This is a genomic window from Oricola sp., assembly GCF_022763245.1.
GTDB lineage: Bacteria > Pseudomonadota > Alphaproteobacteria > Rhizobiales > Rhizobiaceae > Oricola.
Genome location: NZ_JALEGV010000040.1, coordinates 202,035 through 220,602, shown reverse-complemented (window position 1 = coordinate 220,602; position 18,568 = coordinate 202,035). Strand labels below are relative to the sequence as shown.

Here is an 18,568-nt window from a genome sequence, read left to right as displayed (position 1 = left end):
ATTGGCGCCGAAACGAATTGCACGGGCCGCGCATCCCCGAAAATGCGGAAACGCCGCCGACCCGTCAACGGCGAGGGCATATGCCTTGTTCGCGCTTCGATGTAAAATATATATGTAGCATCGCGCGCAAGAACAGGCCGCGATCCGTCATCCCGGTTTGCGATCCGGGCCATGGAGCGAAGAGTGATCGACGACATCTACAACGCCAGGATCCTGGAGTTCGCCGGGAATATCGGTCGCACGACGCGGCTTGCCGATGCCGACGCGTCGGCCAAGGCGCATTCGAAACTGTGCGGCTCGACGGTCACCATCGACCTGAAACTGGATGGCGACGTGGTGTCCGATTACGGCCAGGAGGTGAAGGCCTGCGCGCTTGGCCAGGCATCCTCCTCGATCATGGCGCGCACGATCGTCGGCGCGACGGCGCAGGAACTGCGCGACGTGCGCGAGCAGATGATCGCAATGCTCAAGGCCGACGGTCCCGCGCCGACGGGACGGTTCGCCGACCTGCAGTTTCTGATGCCGGTCAAGGACTACAAGGCGCGCCACGCTTCGACGCTGCTCGTGTTCGACGCCGTCGTCGACGCGCTCGACCAGATCGAACAGAAGCGCGCGAGCGCGGCCTGATCCGCCCGCCGAGCTGACACCATGTGCGCCCACGAAACCGACCATGCACCGAAACCGGCCAGGCCGCGCAGCCGCAACTGGCAGGGCGCGTGGCCGAAGACGCCCGGCCGTCTTTTCGGCACGTCCCTGATCCGGCTCTACCAGCTCACCCTGTCGGGCTTCATCGGCAACAATTGCCGGCACATGCCCACCTGCTCGGAATATGGCTACGAGGCGATCGCCCGCCACGGACTTCTCGCCGGCGGCTGGCTCACCTTGAAGCGTGTTGCACGCTGCGGCCCGGGCGGCACATGTGGCATCGACAACGTGCCGGAAAAACTCTGACGGCCGCGCTGCTTGCGGCGTTTCCCTCGCTCGGCGCCTTGAAAATCAGGGTCCAATGCCCCGGCGGCAATTGTATTTTCACAACAGTGGATTAGTTGTGTGACTCGCGCATGAGCGTGACGGAGCGATCGGTGAGCGACACCCAGACGGCATATGTCGAGCAGGGCAGCGATGCCTATGCGGACGACATCTACAGCGAAGACGGCTCGATCCGCGCCGACTTCCTGGACCATGTCGATTCCGCGATCGACGCCGGCGACGTCGAGGTTCTGGCCGACGCCGTTTCGCACCTGCATGAATCCGAACTCGGCGACCTGATCGAGACGCTGGAAGCCGAACAGCGGCTCAAGCTCGTCGGCCTGCTGGGCGACCGCTTCGACTTTTCCTCGCTGACCGAGGTCGACGAGGCGATCCGTCTCGACATCGTCGAAGCGCTGCCGAACGAACAGGTCGCGATCGCGCTGCAGGCGCTCGATTCCGATGACGCGGTCTACATTCTGGAGGATCTGGGCGAGGACGACCAGGCCGAGATTCTCGCCAAGCTGCCCTTCACCGAACGCATCCGGCTGCGCCGCTCTCTCGACTATCCCGAAGAGAGCGCCGGCCGCCGCATGCAGACGGAATTCGTCGCCGTGCCGCCTTACTGGTCGGTGGGTCAGACGATCGACTATCTGCGCGACAGCGAGGACCTGCCGCAAACCTTCGCGCAGATCTTCGTCATCGATCCGACCTTCCATCTCGTCGGCGCCGTCGATCTCGACCGCATCCTGCGAACCCCGCGTCCGGTCAGGATCGAGGAGATCATGCGCGAGACCCGGCACGCCATTCCCGCCGAGACGGACCAGGAAGAGGCCGCGCAGCTCTTCGAGCAATACGACCTTCTCTCCGCCGCCGTCGTCGATGAAAACGAGCGGCTGGTCGGCGTTCTCACCATCGATGACGTCGTCGACGTCATCCAGGAAGAAGCGGAAGAGGATCTGAAGCGCCTTGGCGGTGTCGGTGACGAGGAATTGTCGGACACCGTCATCGAGACCACCAAGTCGCGTTTCCTGTGGCTGCTGATCAACCTGGCGACTGCCGTGCTGGCCTCGGTCGTCATCGGCCTGTTCGACGCGACGATTTCGCAGATGGTGGCGCTGGCGGTGCTGATGCCGATCGTCGCCTCGATGGGCGGCAATGCCGGCACGCAGACCATGACGGTCGCCGTGCGCGCGCTCGCTACCCGCGACATCGACATCTACAACGCCGCGCGGATCATCCGGCGCGAGTTGACGGTCGGCTTCATCAACGGCGTCGTCTTCGCAGCGGTGCTGGGCCTCGTCGCAGCGCTCTGGTTCTGGAATATTCCCCTGGGCGGCGTCATCGCGGCCGCGATGGTGCTGAACATGGTCAGCGCGGCGCTGGCCGGGATCCTCATTCCGCTCCTGCTCGACCGGTTCGGCATCGACCCGGCGATCGCCTCCAGCGTCTTCGTGACGACGGTCACCGACATAGTCGGGTTCTTCGCCTTCCTTGGCCTTGCCGCCTGGTGGTTCGGGATTTGACCGGGGATACGCACCGCGTCGCGCGGCGCGTTATTTGACTTTTACGTAAGAGCGTCGCAATCATGCGGCGACGTAAGTCTTTGATCCGGAAAGATTCGGTGCATGCGGGATTATTACACCATCACCGAGCTCACCCGTGAGTTCGGGATTTCGACGCGCACCCTGCGCTTCTACGAGGATGAAGGGCTGATCCATCCGCTGCGACGCGGTCGCACGCGCCTGTTCCGGCCGGCCGACAGGCTCCTCGTCAAGCAGATCCTGCGCGGCAAGCGGCTCGGCTTCTCGATCGCGGAGATCCGCGAGATCATCCAGATGTACAAGGCGCCGCCCGGCGAGGTCGGCCAGTTGCGCGCGATCATCAACAAGGCCGGCGAGAAGCGCGAGGAATTGCGCCAGAAGCGCAAGGACATCGAGGACACGCTCGCCGAACTGGAGCAGGTCGAAGAGGCCTGTCTCGGCCGGCTGGCGGAACTGCGCGTCACGTCCTGACGCCCGTACACGGTCAGAGCCAGCGGCTCACCCGCTTCTTGTAATCGCGATAGGTCTTTCCGAACCGGGCCTCGAGGTGTTTCTCCTCGCGCTCGATCGCCAGCTTCTGCGTCGCGAAGGCGGCGACGAAGGCGAGCGCGAAATACCAGGCGATGCCCGATATCAGGCCGGCGCCGATGACCAGAACCGTGTTGGCGACGTAGATCGGATTGCGCGACAGGCCGAAGACGCCCTTGGTCACGAGATGGTCGGCCTTGCGATGCGGCAGGATCGTGGTCCTCACGGAATGCATCGTGCGCATGGCCGTGAGATCGACGGCCAGCGCGCCGAGAATCGCGAGCACCCCGGCTGCGAACATGACCTCGCCCGTGGCCCCGCCGAACCACGGCAGCGGCAGCAGGCGCTGGAGCAGCCACCCGGCGACGAGCGCGATGACATAGATGACCGGCGGCCAGGGAAAGCTGTTGGGCCGCTCGGTGAAACCATGAGTGTCAGTTGTCATCGATCGTATTCGCTTCGTAGGAACACTCGTCAATCACCTCGGCGACCCGCGGGTCGGAGGTCTGGTTGATTTCACCTGCAAACACGGCCTCGAACAAGCCCTTTTCCTGCAGCCCCGTGATGGCGCAGCCGCAGAACGCCTCGCAGAACGCCTTCGTGTTGACGGTCGTGCAGTCGCGCTCGCAATAGGACGCGAACACCACCTCCGGCGGCCGCTCCGCCGCCGGGATGACGAGCGAGAAGAGGTAGAGCCCGGCGATCAGGATCGGCTGATGGACCAGATAGGTGACGAGGCTGTGCCGCCCGATGAAGAGCAGGCCTCGCGTGACGATGTTGTCTGTCGGCGGATGTCGGCGAAGGCGGTCTGTCGCCTGGGTGATCGTCATGAGGCGACCGACGGCGACCCCGGTCAGCACCGCGGAGAACCACGGAAACACCGGCACGAAATCGTTCGAGCGCGGCGGGATCGGCGAAAGGCCGATCCACAGCAGCCAGGGTTGGGCGAAGACATAGGCCTGACCCCAGAACGGCACGGAAAACCATGCGGCGGCAAGCACGAGAAGAACGGGCACCGGAAGGCGCAGGAACGCCAGGCCAACAAGGCTGGCAAAGGCGATCTGGTGCAGGATGCCGAAGAACACGAAGGCGTCGGGCGTGAACCACCATGTCGCCACGGTGATGAGCAGTGCGGCCGCCACGACGGTGGCGAGGCGCTTGCCGAACGGCCGCCAGCGTATCTGCCGCCCATGGGCGAGAACGAGGCTGACGCCGACGAGGATCAGGAAACTGGAGGCGATGGAACGGGCGAACCATTTCAGCGGCCCCGTGCCTGCCGTTCCGGGGTCGAGATAGCCGAAGAATTCCAGGTCCCAGCTGAAGTGGTAGATCGCCATGGCGACCAGCGCGACGCCGCGCGCGAGGTCGATCCAGTCGATCCGTCGCGATCCCGCCGGACCGGCTGCGACTGCAGGCGCACCCGAATCGTCACCATTTGCCATGGCCGCAAATAAGCACGCCCTCGCGCGCAAGCAAAGCGACGTTGCGGGCGCAGATCAGTCGCGGTTCTTGGGTTCGATGCGCGCCACGAACAGGCCGGTGACAATGAGGGCGAGGGCGATGAGCACCTGCGGGTGCAGGGGCTCTCCCAGCAGGATGACGCCGAGAAAGACGCCGAAGACGGGGATCAGGTTGATCGAATAGGCGAAGGTCGAATAGCCCACCGTGCGGATCAGGTGGAAGCGCAGGATATAGGCGATCCCGGTCGGAAAGATGCCCATCAGCAAAAGCGCTATCGACGCGCTGCGCGAGGGCATCGCCGTCAGCGGCCCGTCGATCGCCAAGGCCGCGGCGACGAGGATGATGGCGCCGATCGTCAGCGCGATGAACGACAGCCGCACGGGCGGCACGTCGATCCGGCGGATGAGCAGCCCGGCGACGACATAGGATAGCGACCCGCAAAGGGCCGCGGCCTGCGCCTTCAGGTTCCCGTGGGCGACGCCGCCCAGCGCGTCGAGCCCGACCACCAGGACGATCCCGGAAAAGCCGAGCAGGACGGCGACGAGTTTCGGACCGGTTATCTTGTCGTCATGGGTGAGGAAGTGGCTGCCGATCAGCGCCGCGAAGGGGCCGGTTCCCATGAGGATCGAGGTGACGCCGGCTGCCAGCGTCTGCTCGGCCCAAGAGATCAGGAAGAACGGGATGACGATGTTGAAGAGCGTCATGGCGACGATGAGCACCCAGACCATCAACTCGCGCGGCAGCACGACGCCGCGCCAGATGGCATAGGGAGCGAGGATTGCCGCGCCGATCGTCACGCGAATCGCCGCGAGCCACAGCGGTCCGGTCTCCGGGACGGCGTATTTGATCGCGACGAAGACGCTCGCCCAGATCGCCGCTGCCGTGAGCAGCAGAATCATGTCGATCGGGGTCGGTTTTCGTATGGCGCTCACGGTCGGAAACCTTCCGCCCCGGCAAGCGGGGCACGTGGATCGGGAAGTGCGCGGGGCGCAGAAGCCGTGTAAGGGGAAGGCACTTGGAGTGCAATCGATCCGGGCGTTTGAATGTCGGTCTTCTTCATCGTTTCGAAAGTGGCGTGGCTCGTGATCCAGCCCGTCGGACTGCTGACGCTGGGCCTGCTGCTGATCCTCCTGGCGGCCCTGTTCAAGGCGCATCGCACCGTGCGCCGGCTCGTCGTCCTGGAAGTGCTTTTTCTGCTCGTCGCCACGCAGACGAATGCCGGACGGCTTCTCATCCAGCGCCTGGAAAACGCGATTCCGCGACCGGCCGAGGTTCCCGCGGTCGAGGAGGTCGCCGGCATCATCGTGCTCGGCGGCGGCTTCAACGGTTTCGTGACGCGCGGCCGTGGCGGCTACGAACTGAACGAGGCCGGCGACCGGTTCGTTGAAGCCCTGCGTCTGGCCGAAACGCTGCCGGAGGTGCCGCTGGTCATCACCGGCGGCGACGCGTCGCTGATCGGCCAGGGCGAAGGCGACACGACGGTTGCCCGGCGGTTCTACGCGGCATTCGGCGTCGATCCGCAGCGCCTCGTGCTGGAGGACCGGTCGAGGAACACCTACGAGAACGCGGTCTTCACCAAGGCCGCGATCGCCGATCTTCCGCCGGGCAAATGGCTCCTCGTGACCTCCGCCTTCCATATGCCGCGCTCGGTCGGCATCTTTCGCAAGCAGGCGATCGACATCATTCCCTGGCCGGCGGATTACCGGACGGCCGGCGACGAAGGGTTCGAGATCGGACGCAACGATCCGGCGGAAGGCCTCATGGAGCTGAGCCTCGCTCTGCGCGAATGGATCGGGATCGTCGTCTATTCGGCGACGGGGCGCGCCGAGGGCGTTCTGCCGCTTTGAAGCGAACTTCAGAGGGCTCTACGACGAAAGTGGAACAAGGCTAACGACCCTGTCAGAGCCTTGAAATGGCGCGGAGAATCAGCGCGGAATGACGTGGCCGATTGCCGCCGGGCGCGCTGAAGGGCGATTTCGCAGTTGCGAAATGCGAAATGACCCGTTAGAGCGCCCGCTCCAAGAGAGCGCGAACCCAATGCGCCCAATTCGACAGGGAACATTCAGACATGGATGAACACGTGCAGAAGCCCAGCTGGGGTCTTACAGCCTGGGCAGTGGCCGGTTTCGCCTGCGTCATGGTCGTCGTATACCTGACAGGCATGAATGAAGTCGCCGAGGTCGCCTCCGCAGTCCAGCGGTAGCATTCGGCTTAGCAAGACATCCTTCGACGCGGCTCGGTCCATTTCGTACGGCTCATGTCGTAACGGGGCCAAGCCGCGTCGGAACCCCGTTCTCCTCTCCGCGACGGTCTGCTAGCGTGTCGCCATTCTCGCGAGAACGGCACGCATGTTTCTTTCTGTTTTCGAACTCTACAAGATCGGTATCGGACCGTCCTCCTCGCACACGATGGGGCCGATGAGCGCCGCCGCGCGCTTTCTGGACGAGGTTCTCAACGGCGACTGGCCGCGTCCGGCGGGTGCGGAAGTGACTAGGCTTTCGGTCTCCCTGCATGGCTCGCTCGCCTTCACCGGCGTCGGTCACGCGACGGACAGGGCGACGATCCTCGGTCTCGACGGCCATCAGCCGGACGGCGTCGATCCGGACGCCGTCGAGGACATCCTGCGCCGCATCGAGCGCGAGAAGGCCGTCTCGCCGGCAGGGCATCCGCGCTACGATTTCGATCCGTCGTCGGATCTGGTCTTCGACCGGCAAGACCCGCTGCCCGGCCATGCCAACGGGATGACCTTCTTCGCGCGCGACGCTGACGAGCGCATCTTGCTGCGCCGCGTCTACTATTCGATCGGCGGCGGCTTCGTCGTCAGTGAGGACGAACTGGCGCAGATGAAGGCCGAACCGCGCATGGTGCGGCGCGTCGAGGTGCCATATCCCTTCCGGACGGCCGCCGAGATGCTGTCGATGGCCAAGAAGAGCGGCCTCTCGATCGCGGCCATGAAGCGCGCGAATGAAGAAGTCGGCCGCACGCGCGAGGAACTGGATGCGGGCCTTGACGCCGTCTGGAAGGCGATGGACGGGTGCATCGATCGCGGATTGCGGGGCGAGGGCATCCTGCCGGGCGGCCTGAAGGTGAAGCGACGGGCGCGCCAGGTGCATGAGAGCCTCGAGGCCGACTGGCGCTCCAACCGCCCCAACCCGATGCTCGCCAATGACTGGCTCGCGGCCTATGCGATGGCGGTCAACGAGGAAAACGCCGCCGGCGGACGGGTCGTGACCGCGCCGACCAACGGCGCCGCCGGGGTCGTGCCCGCGGTGATGAAATACATGGTGCGGTTCCACGAGCTGACGAAGCCGGAAGACGTGCACAACTTCCTCCTCACATCTGCGGCGATCGGCGGGCTCATCAAGCACAACGCCTCGATTTCCGGCGCCGAGGTCGGCTGTCAGGGCGAGGTGGGAAGCGCTGCCGCCATGGCCGCGGCGGGGCTGGCCGAAGTGCTGGGCGGAACGCCGGCACAGGTCGAGAACGCCGCCGAGATCGCGCTGGAACACCATCTCGGCATGACCTGCGATCCGGTCGGGGGGCTCGTCCAGGTGCCTTGCATCGAGCGCAACGCGCTGGCGGCGGTGAAGGCCGTGACGGCGGCGTCGCTCGCCTTGAAGGGCGACGGCACGCATTTCGTGCCGCTGGACGCCTGCGTGGAGACCATGCGCCAGACCGGTCTCGACATGAGCGAGAAATACAAGGAAACGAGCCAGGGCGGCCTCGCGGTCAACATGCCGGAGTGCTGAGCCTGTGGACGACCGCGCGGTCCGCTTGACCGCGCCCGCCACGCGCCTAAACCATGTCGCATGGCCTTGAACCTGATCAAGCTTTGTGTCGGCGCCGACAGCGTCGAGGATTTGCGCGCCTGGATCGATTTCCGCCTGGCGGAGAAGCGGGAGGCCGGCGAACGCGCCGAGCACTGGCACACGACCCGCATGATCCCCAAGCGCGCCGACGAGATCGTCGGCGAGGGATCGCTCTATTGGGTGATCAAGGGGCGCGTCCAATGCCGCCAACGCATCGTCGACATTCGTCCCTTCGTCGATGGCGAGGGCGTCTCGCGCTGTCGCATCGTGCTGGATCCGGACGTGGTGCTGACCCGATCGCAGCCGAAACGGCCGTTCCAGGGATGGCGCTACCTCAAGCCGGAAGACGCTCCCGCCGATATGCGCGACGGCGACGAGGGACTGGAGGCGCTTCCCGTGGACATGCGCAACGAACTGGCCGATCTCGGCCTGATCTGACCGCCGAACCGGCGCGGGTTCGCTTGCACCTTGCAACAATCGGCGAAAGTGCCACATTTTTCCCCATGGCCAGATCGATCACCAACACGCCGAAGGACGAGATTGCGCCGGCGAAATCCTCGCGCAACGAAATCGACGCGTTCCTATCGGCAGCGAAGTCTTCCGTTCAGGGGGGCGCCGGGGACGGCCGCATCGTGCTTGCGCTCGACGCGACGATGAGCCGGCAGCCGACCTGGGATCTCGCCTGTTCCATCCAGGCGGAGATGTTTCAAAGCGCGGCCGGCAGTGGCCGTCTGTCGATGCAACTCGTCTATTTTCGCGGCTTGGGCGAATGCAGGGCGTCCAAATGGGCCGCCGACGGCAAGTCGCTGGCGTCGATGATGACGCGCATCGATTGCAGGGGCGGGCACACCCAGATCCTCAAGGTTCTTCGGCATGCGGCCAAGGAACACGCGCGCAAGCGTCTCAACGCGCTCGTCTATATCGGCGACGCGATGGAAGAGAATGTCGATGACCTCGTGCAGGCTGCCGGAGAACTCGGCCTACGCGGCATCCCGGTGTTCGTCTTCCAGGAAGGGCATGATCCGCGCGCCGAACAGGCGTTCCGCGAGATCGCCCGCGTCACCAAGGGCGGCTGGTTCCGTTTCGACCGGTCGTCGGCATCGGTTCTGGCCCGGCTGCTTTCGGCCATCGCCGTCTACGCGACCGGCGGCCTGAAGGCGCTGGAGGCGCGCGGGTCGCGCGAGGACCGGTTGCTGCTTGAGCAAATGTCGGGCCGGCCCGGCGGAGGCGGCACGCGGTGAGCGTCCTCATCCTGCTCGTCGGCATTGCCGCCTTCGTCATCCTGACGCTGATCTATGCCTCGTCGGCGCCGCCTGCGCAGATCGCGCGGCTGCTGCGCGTGATCGGGCCCGTTCTTCTGGGCGGCGTCGGCCTTGTCCTGAGCCTGGCGGGCCGGATCAGCGTGGGCGCGCCGCTGATCATGATGGCGGTCGCCTGGTACGGGAAGCAGCGACGGCAGTCAGCCGTCAGGGGCCCGAGCGGGCGCAAGTCGACGGTGCGGTCGGCGTGGCTGGAGATGGAACTCGATCACGACAGCGGCGACATGGACGGCATGGTGCTCGTCGGGCGCTTCGAGGGGCGCAGGCTGTTCGAGATGGACGACGGGGAGTTGTACGAACTCGCGGCCGACCTGAAGGACGACCGCGAGAGCGCGGAATTACTGGAGGCGTATTTTGACCGCCGAATGCCGGGTTGGCGTGACGACGTGGACCCGGATGTTGGTGCGGGGCAGGGAGGACCGCATCGCACGGGCGCCATGACACATGAGGAGGCTTACCAGGTCCTTGGCCTTGAACCGGGAGCGTCCGCCGTGGAGATCAGAAAGGCGCATCGCAGCCTGATGCAGCGCGTCCACCCCGACCTCGGAGGCAACGCCTTTCTGGCGCAGAGGGTTAACGAAGCGCGTGACGTTCTTCTGCGTGATCATGCCGACTGACTTCCTTGATACTCGAACACGTTCCACTGGTTGAAGGCGGCCTGCCTGCCTTGTCATGAATTGTCGAATGCGAGGCAGGAGTAGTTGTACTTCTTGAGCGCCTTGCAGGCGTTCCACGCGGCCGATTTGGAGCCGAAGCCCGAGAAGCGTGCGCGGTGATAGACCGTGCTGCCCTTCTGGAATTCCTCGACGAAGGGGCTGCGTCCGTCGAGCACCGAGCCGGCGCGGTCCTGTGCCTGACGCAGGAAGGCGACGGCTTCGTCCTGGCTGGGCAGCGACGCGATCTGGATCACCCAGCCGTCACGCGACTGCGTCGAGGCCGTGCTCATCGTGTCGATGCCGGCGGCGGGACGCGGCGCCGGTTCGGCCGCATAGGCGGTGACGACCGAGGCCGCGACGGGCGCGCCGATCGTGGCCGAGCGCTGCGGCGAAGCGGGCAGCGGGATCTCGTCGATGTCGATCTGCGCGATGGTGGCCGGCAGGCCGGAGAAGGTGGTGCCGCCGACGCGGGCGATCAGCATGTTGCCGCGGCGCTTGGAGCCCTTGCGGACATTGGCGGCGAGCAGCTCTTCCATGTGGGCGTCGCGCGACCGGCCGGTCTTGCCGCCCATCACCACGGCGACGATGCTGCGGCCGTCCTTGTGGACGGAGGTCACGAGGTTGAAGCCCGAGGCGCGGGTGTAGCCGGTCTTGATGCCGTCGACGCCGGCGACGCGACCGAGCAGCCGGTTGTGGTTGCGCATGGTCGTGCGTCCGTATTTGAAGCTCGGCGTTTCAAAATACTTGAACTGGCGCGGGAAGTGCTCCTGCAGCGCGATGCCGAGCGTCGCCATGTCGCGCGCCGTCGTCACCTGCTTGGAGTTCGGCAGGCCGGACGCGTTGCGGAACGTCGTGTTGGACATGCCGAGTTGGCGCGCCTTGGCGGTCATCATCTTCGCGAAATTGCTCTCGGTGCCGCCGAGAAGTTCGCCGAGCGCGGCGGCCGCGTCGTTCGCCGATTTCGTGACCAGCGAATAGATGCCTGTTTCGACCGAGATGCTCTTGCCGGCCGGAACGCCGAGCTTGGTCGGCTGCATGGACGCGGCATGGGCGGAGAAGGGCACGCGCGTGCTCGTCTTGATCTTGCCCTGCTCGAGCGCCTCGAACACCATGTAGAGCGTCATCATCTTGGTCAGCGAGGCCGGATAGCGCGGCGAATCCGCGTAGCGGGCGTGCAGGACCTTGCCGGTGTTGGCATCGATGACGATCGAAGCATATTTGGGATTTGCGTGCGCGCCGGGAGCGAGCGCGGCGACGAAAAAGATCGCGAAAAGCAGCGCCGATATCAGATGCGCCGCTGATTTGGCCGATGGCGTTTTGATGAAGGACACGTTGGACACCTGTTGTTACGCTACTGGCGTCGCCCGTCTGTGCGGACGCGAACTGGAGAAACGCTAGCGAAACAGCGTTACCAACTCGTTTATGGTGACCGGGAAGTTACCGGGGGTTTCCGATTTCGTCGAAAATTGATCTCAAATTGTGCGACGCAACAAGTTGCCGTTGATTTTTTGTGCAGTGCACACTATATTCCTGCAATCCCGTACCGGGCGCAGACCGACAACGCAATGACTGACCGCGAAAGGTGCACAGTGATGATGAAATCCTTCGAAGATGCCAACACGATGGGCAAGGAAATGATGGACCACTCCCTGAAGAGCTACGCCGCCATGACCAAGGGCGTGCAGGCCATCGCTTCCGAGGCCACCGACTACTCCAAGAAGTCCTACGAGGACGGCGTCGCCGCTTTCGAGAAGCTCGCCGCTTCCAAGTCGATTGAAAAGGCGATGGAAATCCAGACCGACTACGTGAAGTCGGCCTATGAGTCCTTCGTCGCCGAAGCGACCAAGATGGGCGAACTCTACGCCGATCTGGCCAAGGAAGCCTACAAGCCGTTCGAGGGCGTGATTGCTTCGGCTACCAAATAAGCCGGGTGGCACGCCACTCAACTCGCGAATGCCTGCAGGCCCGTGTGATCGTTCACACGGGCCTGTTTGTTTGTGATGTTCCGAATTGACGCCTTGAACCGCGTGGAAGGGGGCTTAAAATCGACGTCGGAGTTCCTAAGTATCCTGTTCGGAGCACGCTCCGGGGGCAATCAAACTACAGGGCATGATGGGCTATATGCGGCACGAAATGCAGGCCGGAGACGGCAAGGAAGGCGGCGGCGACAACGAGCGCGGGACGGCGGTCATCACCCGCACGAAGCCCAAGGTCAAGAAGCCGAGCCTCTACCGTGTTCTGTTGCTGAACGACGATTACACGCCGATGGAATTCGTCGTGCACGTTCTCGAACGCTTTTTTCAGAAAAACCGCGAACAGGCGACGCGGATCATGCTGCACGTGCATAATCACGGCGTGGGGGAGTGTGGCATCTACACATATGAGGTCGCCGAAACCAAAGTGACGCAGGTGATGGATTTTGCACGGCAGAACCAGCATCCGTTGCAGTGCGTGATGGAGAAGAAATAATGCCGACATTTACCCCCAGTCTGGAAAAATCACTTCACCAGGCGCTGACCTATGCCAATGAGCGCGAGCATGAATATGCGACGCTCGAGCACCTGCTGCTCGCCCTGATCGACGATCAGGACGCCAAGGCGGTGATGGATGCGTGTTCGGTCGATACCGAGGCGCTGCGCAAGACCGTGATGGACTATGTCGATCACGAACTGGAAAACCTGGTCACCGGCTACGACGAGGACGCCAAGCCGACCGCCGGCTTCCAGCGCGTCATCCAGCGGGCCGTCATCCACGTGCAGTCTTCCGGCCGCGAGGAAGTCACCGGCGCGAACGTGCTGGTCGCCATCTTCGCGGAACGCGAAAGCCATGCCGCCTACTTCCTGCAGGAGCAGGACATGACCCGCTACGACGCGGTCAACTACATCGCGCACGGCATCGCCAAGCGGCCCGGCGCGTCGATCGCCCGTTCGCCGGAAGGCGCCGACGAAAGCGGCCAGAACGACAGCGCGACGCCGGAAGCCGAAGAGGGCAAGAAGAAGCAGCAGGACGCGCTGAGCGCCTATTGCGTCAACCTCAACGAGAAGGCGCGGACCGGCAAGATCGACCCGCTCATCGGCCGGATGGCGGAGGTCAACCGGACGATTCAGATCCTGTGCCGCCGTTCCAAGAACAACCCGCTCTATGTGGGCGATCCGGGCGTCGGCAAGACGGCGATCGCCGAGGGTCTCGCCAAGCGCATCGTCGACGGCGACGTGCCGGAAGTGCTGGCGTCTTCGACGATCTTCTCGCTCGACATGGGCGCGCTGCTCGCCGGGACGCGCTATCGCGGTGATTTCGAGGAGCGGCTGAAGCAGGTCGTCAAGGAGCTCGAGGAGTTCCCGCACGCCGTCCTGTTCATCGACGAGATCCACACCGTCATCGGCGCCGGCGCGACCTCCGGTGGCGCGATGGACGCGTCGAACCTGTTGAAGCCGGCGCTGTCGTCCGGGGCGATCCGTTGCATCGGCTCGACCACCTACAAGGAATATCGCCAGTTCTTCGAGAAGGACCGCGCCCTGGTGCGCCGGTTCCAGAAGATCGACGTCAACGAGCCGTCGCTCGAGGACGCCATCGAGATCATGAAGGGGCTGAAGCCCTATTTCGAGGAATTCCACAAGATCAAGTACACCGACGACGCGATCAAGTCGGCCGTCGAACTGTCGGCGCGCTACATCTCCGACCGCAAGCTTCCGGACAAGGCGATCGACGTGGTCGACGAGACCGGCGCGAGCCAGATGCTTCTGCCCGAGAACAAGCGCAAGAAGTCGATCGGCGTGAAGGAGATCGAGGCGACCATCGCGACCATGGCGCGCATTCCGCCGAAGACCGTCTCCAAGGATGACGAGGAAGTTCTCGCCAATCTTGAGAAGGAGCTGAAGCGGGTCGTCTATGGCCAGGACCTGGCGATCGAAGCGCTGTCGTCGGCGATCAAGCTGGCGCGTGCCGGCCTGCGCGAACCGGAGAAGCCGATCGGCTCCTACCTGTTCTCCGGCCCGACCGGCGTCGGCAAGACCGAAGTCGCCAAGCAGCTTTCGCTGTCGCTCGGCGTCGAGCTGCTGCGCTTCGACATGTCGGAATATATGGAGCGACACACCGTCTCGCGTCTCATCGGCGCGCCGCCCGGCTATGTCGGTTTCGACCAGGGTGGCCTGCTGACCGACGGCGTCGACCAGCATCCGCATTGCGTGCTGCTGCTTGACGAGATCGAGAAGGCGCATCCGGACCTGTTCAACATCCTGTTGCAGGTGATGGATCACGGCAAGCTGACCGACAACAACGGCAAGCAGGTCGATTTCCGCAACACGATCATCATCATGACGACCAATGCGGGCGCCGCCGACATGGCGAAGAACGCCATCGGCTTCGGGTCTTCCAAGCGGGAAGGCGACGACGTGGAAGCGATCAACCGGCTGTTCTCGCCGGAGTTCCGCAACCGTCTCGATGCGATCATTCCCTTCGGGCCGCTGCCGGTGCCGGTCATTCACCGCGTGGTGGAGAAGTTCGTCATGCAGCTGGAGGCGCAGCTCTCCGACCGTGGCGTCATCTTCGACCTGTCGGAGGAAGCCGTCTCGTGGCTGGCGGAGCGCGGTTACGACGAGAAGATGGGCGCACGTCCGCTTGGCCGCGTGATCCAGGAGCACATCAAGAAGCCGCTGGCCGAGGAAGTGCTGTTCGGAAAGCTCAAGAAGGGCGGCACGGTCAAGGTGACCGTCGAGAAGGACGAACTCGGCGAGGCCCGGCTGAAGCTGGAGTCGATTGCCGACGAACCGAAGAGCAAGCCGAAGCGCACCACGCGCAAGGCGTCTCCGAAGAAGGCCGCTTCGGCCAAGACGGAGGCCGCGGCTGCCGATGACGGCAAGAGCGGCGACGAAGACGCGCCGGCGAAATCGAACGCGTCGGTGCCGAAGGTGCCGCGCAAGTAATCCGGCCGGCGAGCCGGGACCGGAAAGAATGAACGGGCGGAGCGATCCGCCCGTTTTTGCGTTGCAGCACTCGCCAATCAGTCGCGGCCATGCTAGCGCGCAGCCATGCAGAAATCTGTCAGCGAAACCGTGCCGAGTGAGGGAACCAGCATGCTCTGGTTCCTGCGGGGCATGCGCACCAACTTCTCCCTGCCGACCTTCATCCTGATGGCGGCCTTTGTGGGGTTTGCGGGATTTGCCCGCGAGAGCGGCATCGAGATGGCCCACGCGGTCTTCATGACCGTTATGGTCTGGGCTTTGCCGGCGCAGATCGTTCTCATTGCGGGCATCACCGCGGGCGCCACGCTTCCGGCGACGATGATCGCCGTCGCGCTCTCCTCGGTTCGCCTGATGCCGATGGTCACGACTTTGGTGCCCGAGCTCAAGACCGGCAAGACGCGGACGCGCACGCTCGTCTTCCTGTCGCATTTCATCGCCGTGACGGCCTGGGTGATGGCGACGGAGCGCGTCCATCGGGTTCCGCGCCAGTTCCGCACCGTCTTCTTCATCGGGTTCGCCATGACGCTGTCGCTCCTCAATGTCGGAGTGGTGCTGCTGGTCTATCTCTTCGCGGCGCGTATCCCGGCGATGGTTCTGGGCGCGCTGTTCTTCCTCACGCCGGTCTATTTCCTGACGTCGCTCTGGGCGACGGCGCGCGCCCATGTCGTCAAGCTGGCCATGGTGGCGGGGCTTGCGCTCGGGCCGCTGTTTCATGTTCTGACGCCGGAGCTCGACCTGTTGCTCGCCGGCCTGTGCGGCGGCACCATCGCCTTCGTTCTGGCGCGAAGCCCGATGTTCCGCCCGAAGGGAGACGGCCAATGACCTTCTCGGGGATCGACGCCTGGTGGTGGCCCTATCTCTTCATCCTGATCGCGGGATGGTTTGCCACGGATTTCTGGCGCTATGCCGGCGTGCTTGTAGGGCGGCGGCTGAACGAAGGCTCGCAGGCGTTCGAATTCGTCCGCGCGGTCGCAACGGCGCTGGTGGCCGCCGTCATCTCGCGGCTGATCCTGTTTCCGACGGGTGCTCTGGCCGAGACCGGGGTGGTTTTGCGGATCGTCGCCGCGGTGCTGGGCTTCGCCGCCTTCAAGCTGGCCGGCCAGCGCGTCGTCGTCGGCGTGGGCGTGTCCCTTGCCGCGTTGGCGGCGGGCATGGTGCTGGGTTTCTAGCGGGAAAGCGGTCTTTGCTTCGCTCAGGCGAAGACGTCATTGGAAACGGACCCGGCCGTCGGAAGTTCATCGCGCCGGAGCAAGTATTCTCTGGCCCACTGTGTTCACAAGAGCCTGAAGCACCGAGATTCTGTTTCTTGATCTGCCTGTTTTGACTTAGGGTAATCCCAGAGGGTCAAATGGGGGGCGCCGGTCGTGATCGATCACGAGGAGTCCGCGATCACCGCTGACCAGTCCAGCCGGACGGTCGCAGCGCGTGTTTCGGCGCGCACACTCGCCGGCGTGAGGGCCGCGAGAGCCTATGCGGAATTCTACAGTGATCCGATCTCCTGTATGCGGCGCCTGGCCCGCGTGCATGGCGAATGCGTCAGGATCGAGCATCCCTTTCGCCCGGCCTCGGCGGCGCCCACCTATCTCCTGATCGGTGCGGACTGGAACAAGGCGGTCCTGACGGATGCCAGTGGTTTCAGGCCGAGCGGATTGTGGCCCGTCGGCGGGCGCGAAGGCACGGCGCTGCAGCAGCTGCGCAAGAATTTCCTGGTGCAATCGGGGGCGGAACACGCGCACTTCTCCAAGGTCGCTGCGCCTGCCTTCAACCGGACACGCATCAATGCGGGCTATGCGGCGCTCTCCGGGATTGCGGGCGAGGAGATCAGGGCCTGGCCGACGGGGCCGCAGGTGGACTGCTCCATCCTCGCGCGCCGGCTGATCCAGCGGCTCGCCTTCGCCGGGCTCTTCGGCGAACCGAGATGCGATCACGCGCTGGCGCTCGGAAGCCGGATGGACGCCTTTCACAAGGACCAGTGGAGCCGCAGTTCGCAGTTCTTCCGGTTCGATCTTCCGGGCTTCCGCTACAGTGGCTTGCTCGCGAAGGCGCGGGGAGTGCGCGCGGGCCTTTTCGACTGGCTGGACACGCCATGGGCGGAGACGGACATTCACAATCTGCGCGCGTGCGTCGCGGCGGCGGATGACCCGGACGGAATGCCGACTTCCGAGGTCGACAAGGCCGCCCAGATCGCGGGCCTGTTGCTGGCCTCCTACGAGACAGCCTCTGCGACGCTCGCATGGGCACTGATGTTCGTTGCGTTGTTCCCCGAACATCTCGAAGCGTTGCGCGACGAGGCGGATCGGCTCTTCTCCGAGGGAGCATCCAAGGAGCCTGTCGAGGACGCGGGCCCGTTGGCCGAATTCATCGACGAAACCCTGCGCGTCTGCCCTCCGGCGCCGTTTCTCGGTTTTCGTGTCCTGAAGGGCACCGAAATCGAGGGGCTGGACATCGAGGAGGGAGCGACGGTGTTCCTCAGCGTGCTGCTGACGCAGCGCGATCCGGAAATTTATGACGATCCCTGGTCGTTCAGGCCGGAACGCTGGCGCGCCATCTCGCCGAACACCTACCAGTTCCCGGCTTTCAGCGGCGGCGCACGCCGCTGTCCGGGGTTCCGCTTCGCCACCAACATGCTGCGTCATGCACTGGCGGTCGTCGTCGCCAATTTCGATGTCGAGATGCCCGTGAATGCGCGCTTCGATTATCGCTATGCGGCAGTCATGCAGCCGAAGGGCGCGCTTGCCCTGGCCATCTCACCGCGCGGCGCGCGCAAGCCGTCGGGCAGCCGTCCGCCGCTGCGCGGCAACATAAGCGCTCTCATCGACAATCGCTGACCCGTCAGGCGGGCCAATCGCGGTCCGTCGGAGCCGGCAGTGCTAGAGTGCGGCGATGAGCTTGCGGGCGTTTTCCGCCAACACGTCGGCATCTTCCATCGTCGCCGCATGGGCCTTGAATCGCACGCCCGCGACACAGGGGATGACGTGGAAATGCAGGTGGAAGACGGTCTGGCCGCTTGCCGCCTCGTTGAACTGGCGAAACACGACACCATCGGCGTTGAACGCCGTTTTCGCGGCGCGGGCGATCTTCTGGATCACCGGCATCATCGTCGCCAGCACGGCCGGATCGGCGTCCAGCAGGTTGCGCGAGGGCGCCTTCGGGAGGATCAGCGTGTGGCCGTCGGCCTGTGGCATCACGTCCATGATGACGAGGCAGTCGTCGTCCTCGTAGACCTTGTGGCTGGGGATCTCTCCGCGCAGGATTTTCGCGAAGATGTTGTCCGGATCGTAATCTGGGCTCATGACGGCCTCCGTTGCGCGACGTTCCTAG

20 protein-coding genes are annotated in these 18,568 nt (G+C 64.4%); 15 read left to right on the top strand and 5 right to left on the bottom strand.

Annotation, left to right across the window (positions count from 1 at the left end):
• Positions 1-183: 183 nt before the first annotated feature.
• From MRY80_RS18455 to MRY80_RS18440, 4 genes are all read left to right on the top strand, one after another.
• A complete protein-coding gene (locus tag MRY80_RS18455; protein ID WP_293292538.1) occupies positions 184-627 on the top strand; it encodes an iron-sulfur cluster assembly scaffold protein in 444 nt (147 codons plus the stop codon).
• A gap of 21 nt (positions 628-648) precedes the next feature.
• A complete protein-coding gene (yidD, locus tag MRY80_RS18450; RefSeq protein WP_293292537.1) occupies positions 649-951 on the top strand; it encodes a membrane protein insertion efficiency factor YidD in 303 nt (100 codons plus the stop codon).
• A gap of 110 nt (positions 952-1,061) precedes the next feature.
• Positions 1,062-2,495: a magnesium transporter gene (gene mgtE, locus MRY80_RS18445; protein WP_293292536.1), complete on the top strand. Its 1,434-nt coding sequence runs from the start codon at positions 1,062-1,064 to the stop codon at positions 2,493-2,495.
• Between the two features lie 102 nt (positions 2,496-2,597).
• Entirely contained in the window at positions 2,598-2,984 is a 387-nt protein-coding gene (locus tag MRY80_RS18440) for a MerR family DNA-binding transcriptional regulator (RefSeq protein WP_293292535.1), read from the top strand.
• Between the two features lie 13 nt (positions 2,985-2,997).
• On the opposite strand, the gene MRY80_RS18435 is transcribed toward MRY80_RS18440, so the two are convergent.
• From MRY80_RS18435 to MRY80_RS18425, 3 genes are read right to left on the bottom strand one after another with little or no spacing between them, the layout of a single operon-like run.
• Positions 2,998-3,486 carry an isoprenylcysteine carboxylmethyltransferase family protein gene (locus MRY80_RS18435; protein ID WP_293292534.1) on the bottom strand — a complete coding sequence of 163 codons (489 nt, stop codon included), beginning with the start codon at positions 3,484-3,486 and terminating at the stop codon, positions 2,998-3,000.
• Positions 3,476-4,483, bottom strand: coding sequence for a heparan-alpha-glucosaminide N-acetyltransferase (locus MRY80_RS18430; protein ID WP_293292533.1), 1,008 nt, complete (start codon positions 4,481-4,483; stop codon positions 3,476-3,478). The genes MRY80_RS18435 and MRY80_RS18430 overlap by 11 nt, the downstream gene beginning before the upstream one ends.
• A gap of 54 nt (positions 4,484-4,537) precedes the next feature.
• A complete protein-coding gene (locus MRY80_RS18425) occupies positions 4,538-5,434 on the bottom strand; it encodes a DMT family transporter (protein WP_293292532.1) in 897 nt (298 codons plus the stop codon).
• Positions 5,435-5,545: 111 nt separating this feature from the next.
• Between MRY80_RS18425 and MRY80_RS18420 the strand changes: the two genes are divergently transcribed.
• From MRY80_RS18420 to MRY80_RS18400, 5 genes are all read left to right on the top strand, one after another.
• Positions 5,546-6,349, top strand: a complete 804-nt coding sequence (locus MRY80_RS18420; protein WP_293292531.1) for a YdcF family protein — start codon at positions 5,546-5,548, stop codon at positions 6,347-6,349.
• A 501-nt stretch (positions 6,350-6,850) separates the two neighbouring features.
• A complete protein-coding gene (locus MRY80_RS18415) occupies positions 6,851-8,251 on the top strand; it encodes an L-serine ammonia-lyase (protein WP_293292530.1) in 1,401 nt (466 codons plus the stop codon).
• A gap of 60 nt (positions 8,252-8,311) precedes the next feature.
• Complete coding sequence (locus MRY80_RS18410) at positions 8,312-8,749, top strand: DUF1489 family protein (RefSeq protein ID WP_293292529.1); 438 nt, start codon at positions 8,312-8,314, stop codon at positions 8,747-8,749.
• Between the two features lie 65 nt (positions 8,750-8,814).
• Positions 8,815-9,552: a VWA domain-containing protein gene (locus MRY80_RS18405; RefSeq protein WP_293292528.1), complete on the top strand. Its 738-nt coding sequence runs from the start codon at positions 8,815-8,817 to the stop codon at positions 9,550-9,552.
• On the top strand, positions 9,549-10,247 hold the full coding sequence (locus tag MRY80_RS18400) for a DnaJ domain-containing protein (protein WP_293292527.1): 699 nt from the start codon (positions 9,549-9,551) through the stop codon (positions 10,245-10,247). The genes MRY80_RS18405 and MRY80_RS18400 overlap by 4 nt, the downstream gene beginning before the upstream one ends.
• 53 nt (positions 10,248-10,300) lie before the next feature.
• On the opposite strand, the gene MRY80_RS18395 is transcribed toward MRY80_RS18400, so the two are convergent.
• Entirely contained in the window at positions 10,301-11,617 is a 1,317-nt protein-coding gene (locus MRY80_RS18395; protein WP_346433411.1) for a D-alanyl-D-alanine carboxypeptidase, read from the bottom strand.
• A gap of 264 nt (positions 11,618-11,881) precedes the next feature.
• Here MRY80_RS18395 and MRY80_RS18390 point away from each other — a divergent pair, with 264 nt between their 5' ends.
• The 6 genes from MRY80_RS18390 (at position 11,882) to MRY80_RS18365 (ending at position 18,075) form a co-directional block, all read left to right on the top strand.
• Positions 11,882-12,211, top strand: a complete 330-nt coding sequence (locus MRY80_RS18390; RefSeq protein ID WP_293293030.1) for a phasin family protein — start codon at positions 11,882-11,884, stop codon at positions 12,209-12,211.
• Positions 12,212-12,419: 208 nt separating this feature from the next.
• Entirely contained in the window at positions 12,420-12,755 is a 336-nt protein-coding gene (gene clpS / locus MRY80_RS18385; RefSeq protein ID WP_293293029.1) for an ATP-dependent Clp protease adapter ClpS, read from the top strand.
• The gene (gene clpA / locus MRY80_RS18380; protein WP_346433410.1) at positions 12,755-15,208 is read left to right on the top strand and encodes an ATP-dependent Clp protease ATP-binding subunit ClpA; all 2,454 of its coding nucleotides are present in this window, start codon (positions 12,755-12,757) and stop codon (positions 15,206-15,208) included. Before clpS ends, clpA begins: the two co-directional genes overlap by 1 nt.
• Before the next feature lie 105 nt (positions 15,209-15,313).
• On the top strand, positions 15,314-16,069 hold the full coding sequence (locus MRY80_RS18375) for an AzlC family ABC transporter permease (protein ID WP_293292526.1): 756 nt from the start codon (positions 15,314-15,316) through the stop codon (positions 16,067-16,069).
• Complete coding sequence (locus MRY80_RS18370) at positions 16,066-16,416, top strand: AzlD domain-containing protein (protein ID WP_293292525.1); 351 nt, start codon at positions 16,066-16,068, stop codon at positions 16,414-16,416. Before MRY80_RS18375 ends, MRY80_RS18370 begins: the two co-directional genes overlap by 4 nt.
• 195 nt (positions 16,417-16,611) lie before the next feature.
• Positions 16,612-18,075, top strand: a complete 1,464-nt coding sequence (locus MRY80_RS18365) for a cytochrome P450 (RefSeq protein WP_293292524.1) — start codon at positions 16,612-16,614, stop codon at positions 18,073-18,075.
• Positions 18,076-18,117: 42 nt separating this feature from the next.
• Here MRY80_RS18365 and MRY80_RS18360 read toward each other — a convergent pair whose 3' ends face one another.
• Positions 18,118-18,540, bottom strand: a complete 423-nt coding sequence (locus MRY80_RS18360; RefSeq protein ID WP_293292523.1) for an HIT family protein — start codon at positions 18,538-18,540, stop codon at positions 18,118-18,120.
• Between the last annotated feature and the right edge of the window lie 28 nt (positions 18,541-18,568).

Excerpts from the sequence above, each read along its gene's own strand:
- yidD (WP_293292537.1), top strand. The coding sequence starts at position 649 with ATGTGCGCCCACGAAACCGACCATGCACCGAAACCGGCCAGGCCGCGC.
- mgtE (WP_293292536.1), top strand. The coding sequence starts at position 1,062 with ATGAGCGTGACGGAGCGATCGGTGAGCGACACCCAGACGGCATATGTC.
- MRY80_RS18440 (WP_293292535.1), top strand. The coding sequence starts at position 2,598 with ATGCGGGATTATTACACCATCACCGAGCTCACCCGTGAGTTCGGGATT.
- MRY80_RS18435 (WP_293292534.1), bottom strand. The coding sequence starts at position 3,486 with ATGACAACTGACACTCATGGTTTCACCGAGCGGCCCAACAGCTTTCCC.
- MRY80_RS18430 (WP_293292533.1), bottom strand. The coding sequence starts at position 4,483 with ATGGCAAATGGTGACGATTCGGGTGCGCCTGCAGTCGCAGCCGGTCCG.
- MRY80_RS18420 (WP_293292531.1), top strand. The coding sequence starts at position 5,546 with ATGTCGGTCTTCTTCATCGTTTCGAAAGTGGCGTGGCTCGTGATCCAG.
- MRY80_RS18415 (WP_293292530.1), top strand. The coding sequence starts at position 6,851 with ATGTTTCTTTCTGTTTTCGAACTCTACAAGATCGGTATCGGACCGTCC.
- MRY80_RS18410 (WP_293292529.1), top strand. The coding sequence starts at position 8,312 with ATGGCCTTGAACCTGATCAAGCTTTGTGTCGGCGCCGACAGCGTCGAG.
- MRY80_RS18405 (WP_293292528.1), top strand. The coding sequence starts at position 8,815 with ATGGCCAGATCGATCACCAACACGCCGAAGGACGAGATTGCGCCGGCG.
- MRY80_RS18390 (WP_293293030.1), top strand. The coding sequence starts at position 11,882 with ATGAAATCCTTCGAAGATGCCAACACGATGGGCAAGGAAATGATGGAC.
- clpS (WP_293293029.1), top strand. The coding sequence starts at position 12,420 with ATGCAGGCCGGAGACGGCAAGGAAGGCGGCGGCGACAACGAGCGCGGG.
- clpA (WP_346433410.1), top strand. The coding sequence starts at position 12,755 with ATGCCGACATTTACCCCCAGTCTGGAAAAATCACTTCACCAGGCGCTG.
- MRY80_RS18375 (WP_293292526.1), top strand. The coding sequence starts at position 15,314 with ATGCAGAAATCTGTCAGCGAAACCGTGCCGAGTGAGGGAACCAGCATG.
- MRY80_RS18370 (WP_293292525.1), top strand. The coding sequence starts at position 16,066 with ATGACCTTCTCGGGGATCGACGCCTGGTGGTGGCCCTATCTCTTCATC.
- MRY80_RS18360 (WP_293292523.1), bottom strand. The coding sequence starts at position 18,540 with ATGAGCCCAGATTACGATCCGGACAACATCTTCGCGAAAATCCTGCGC.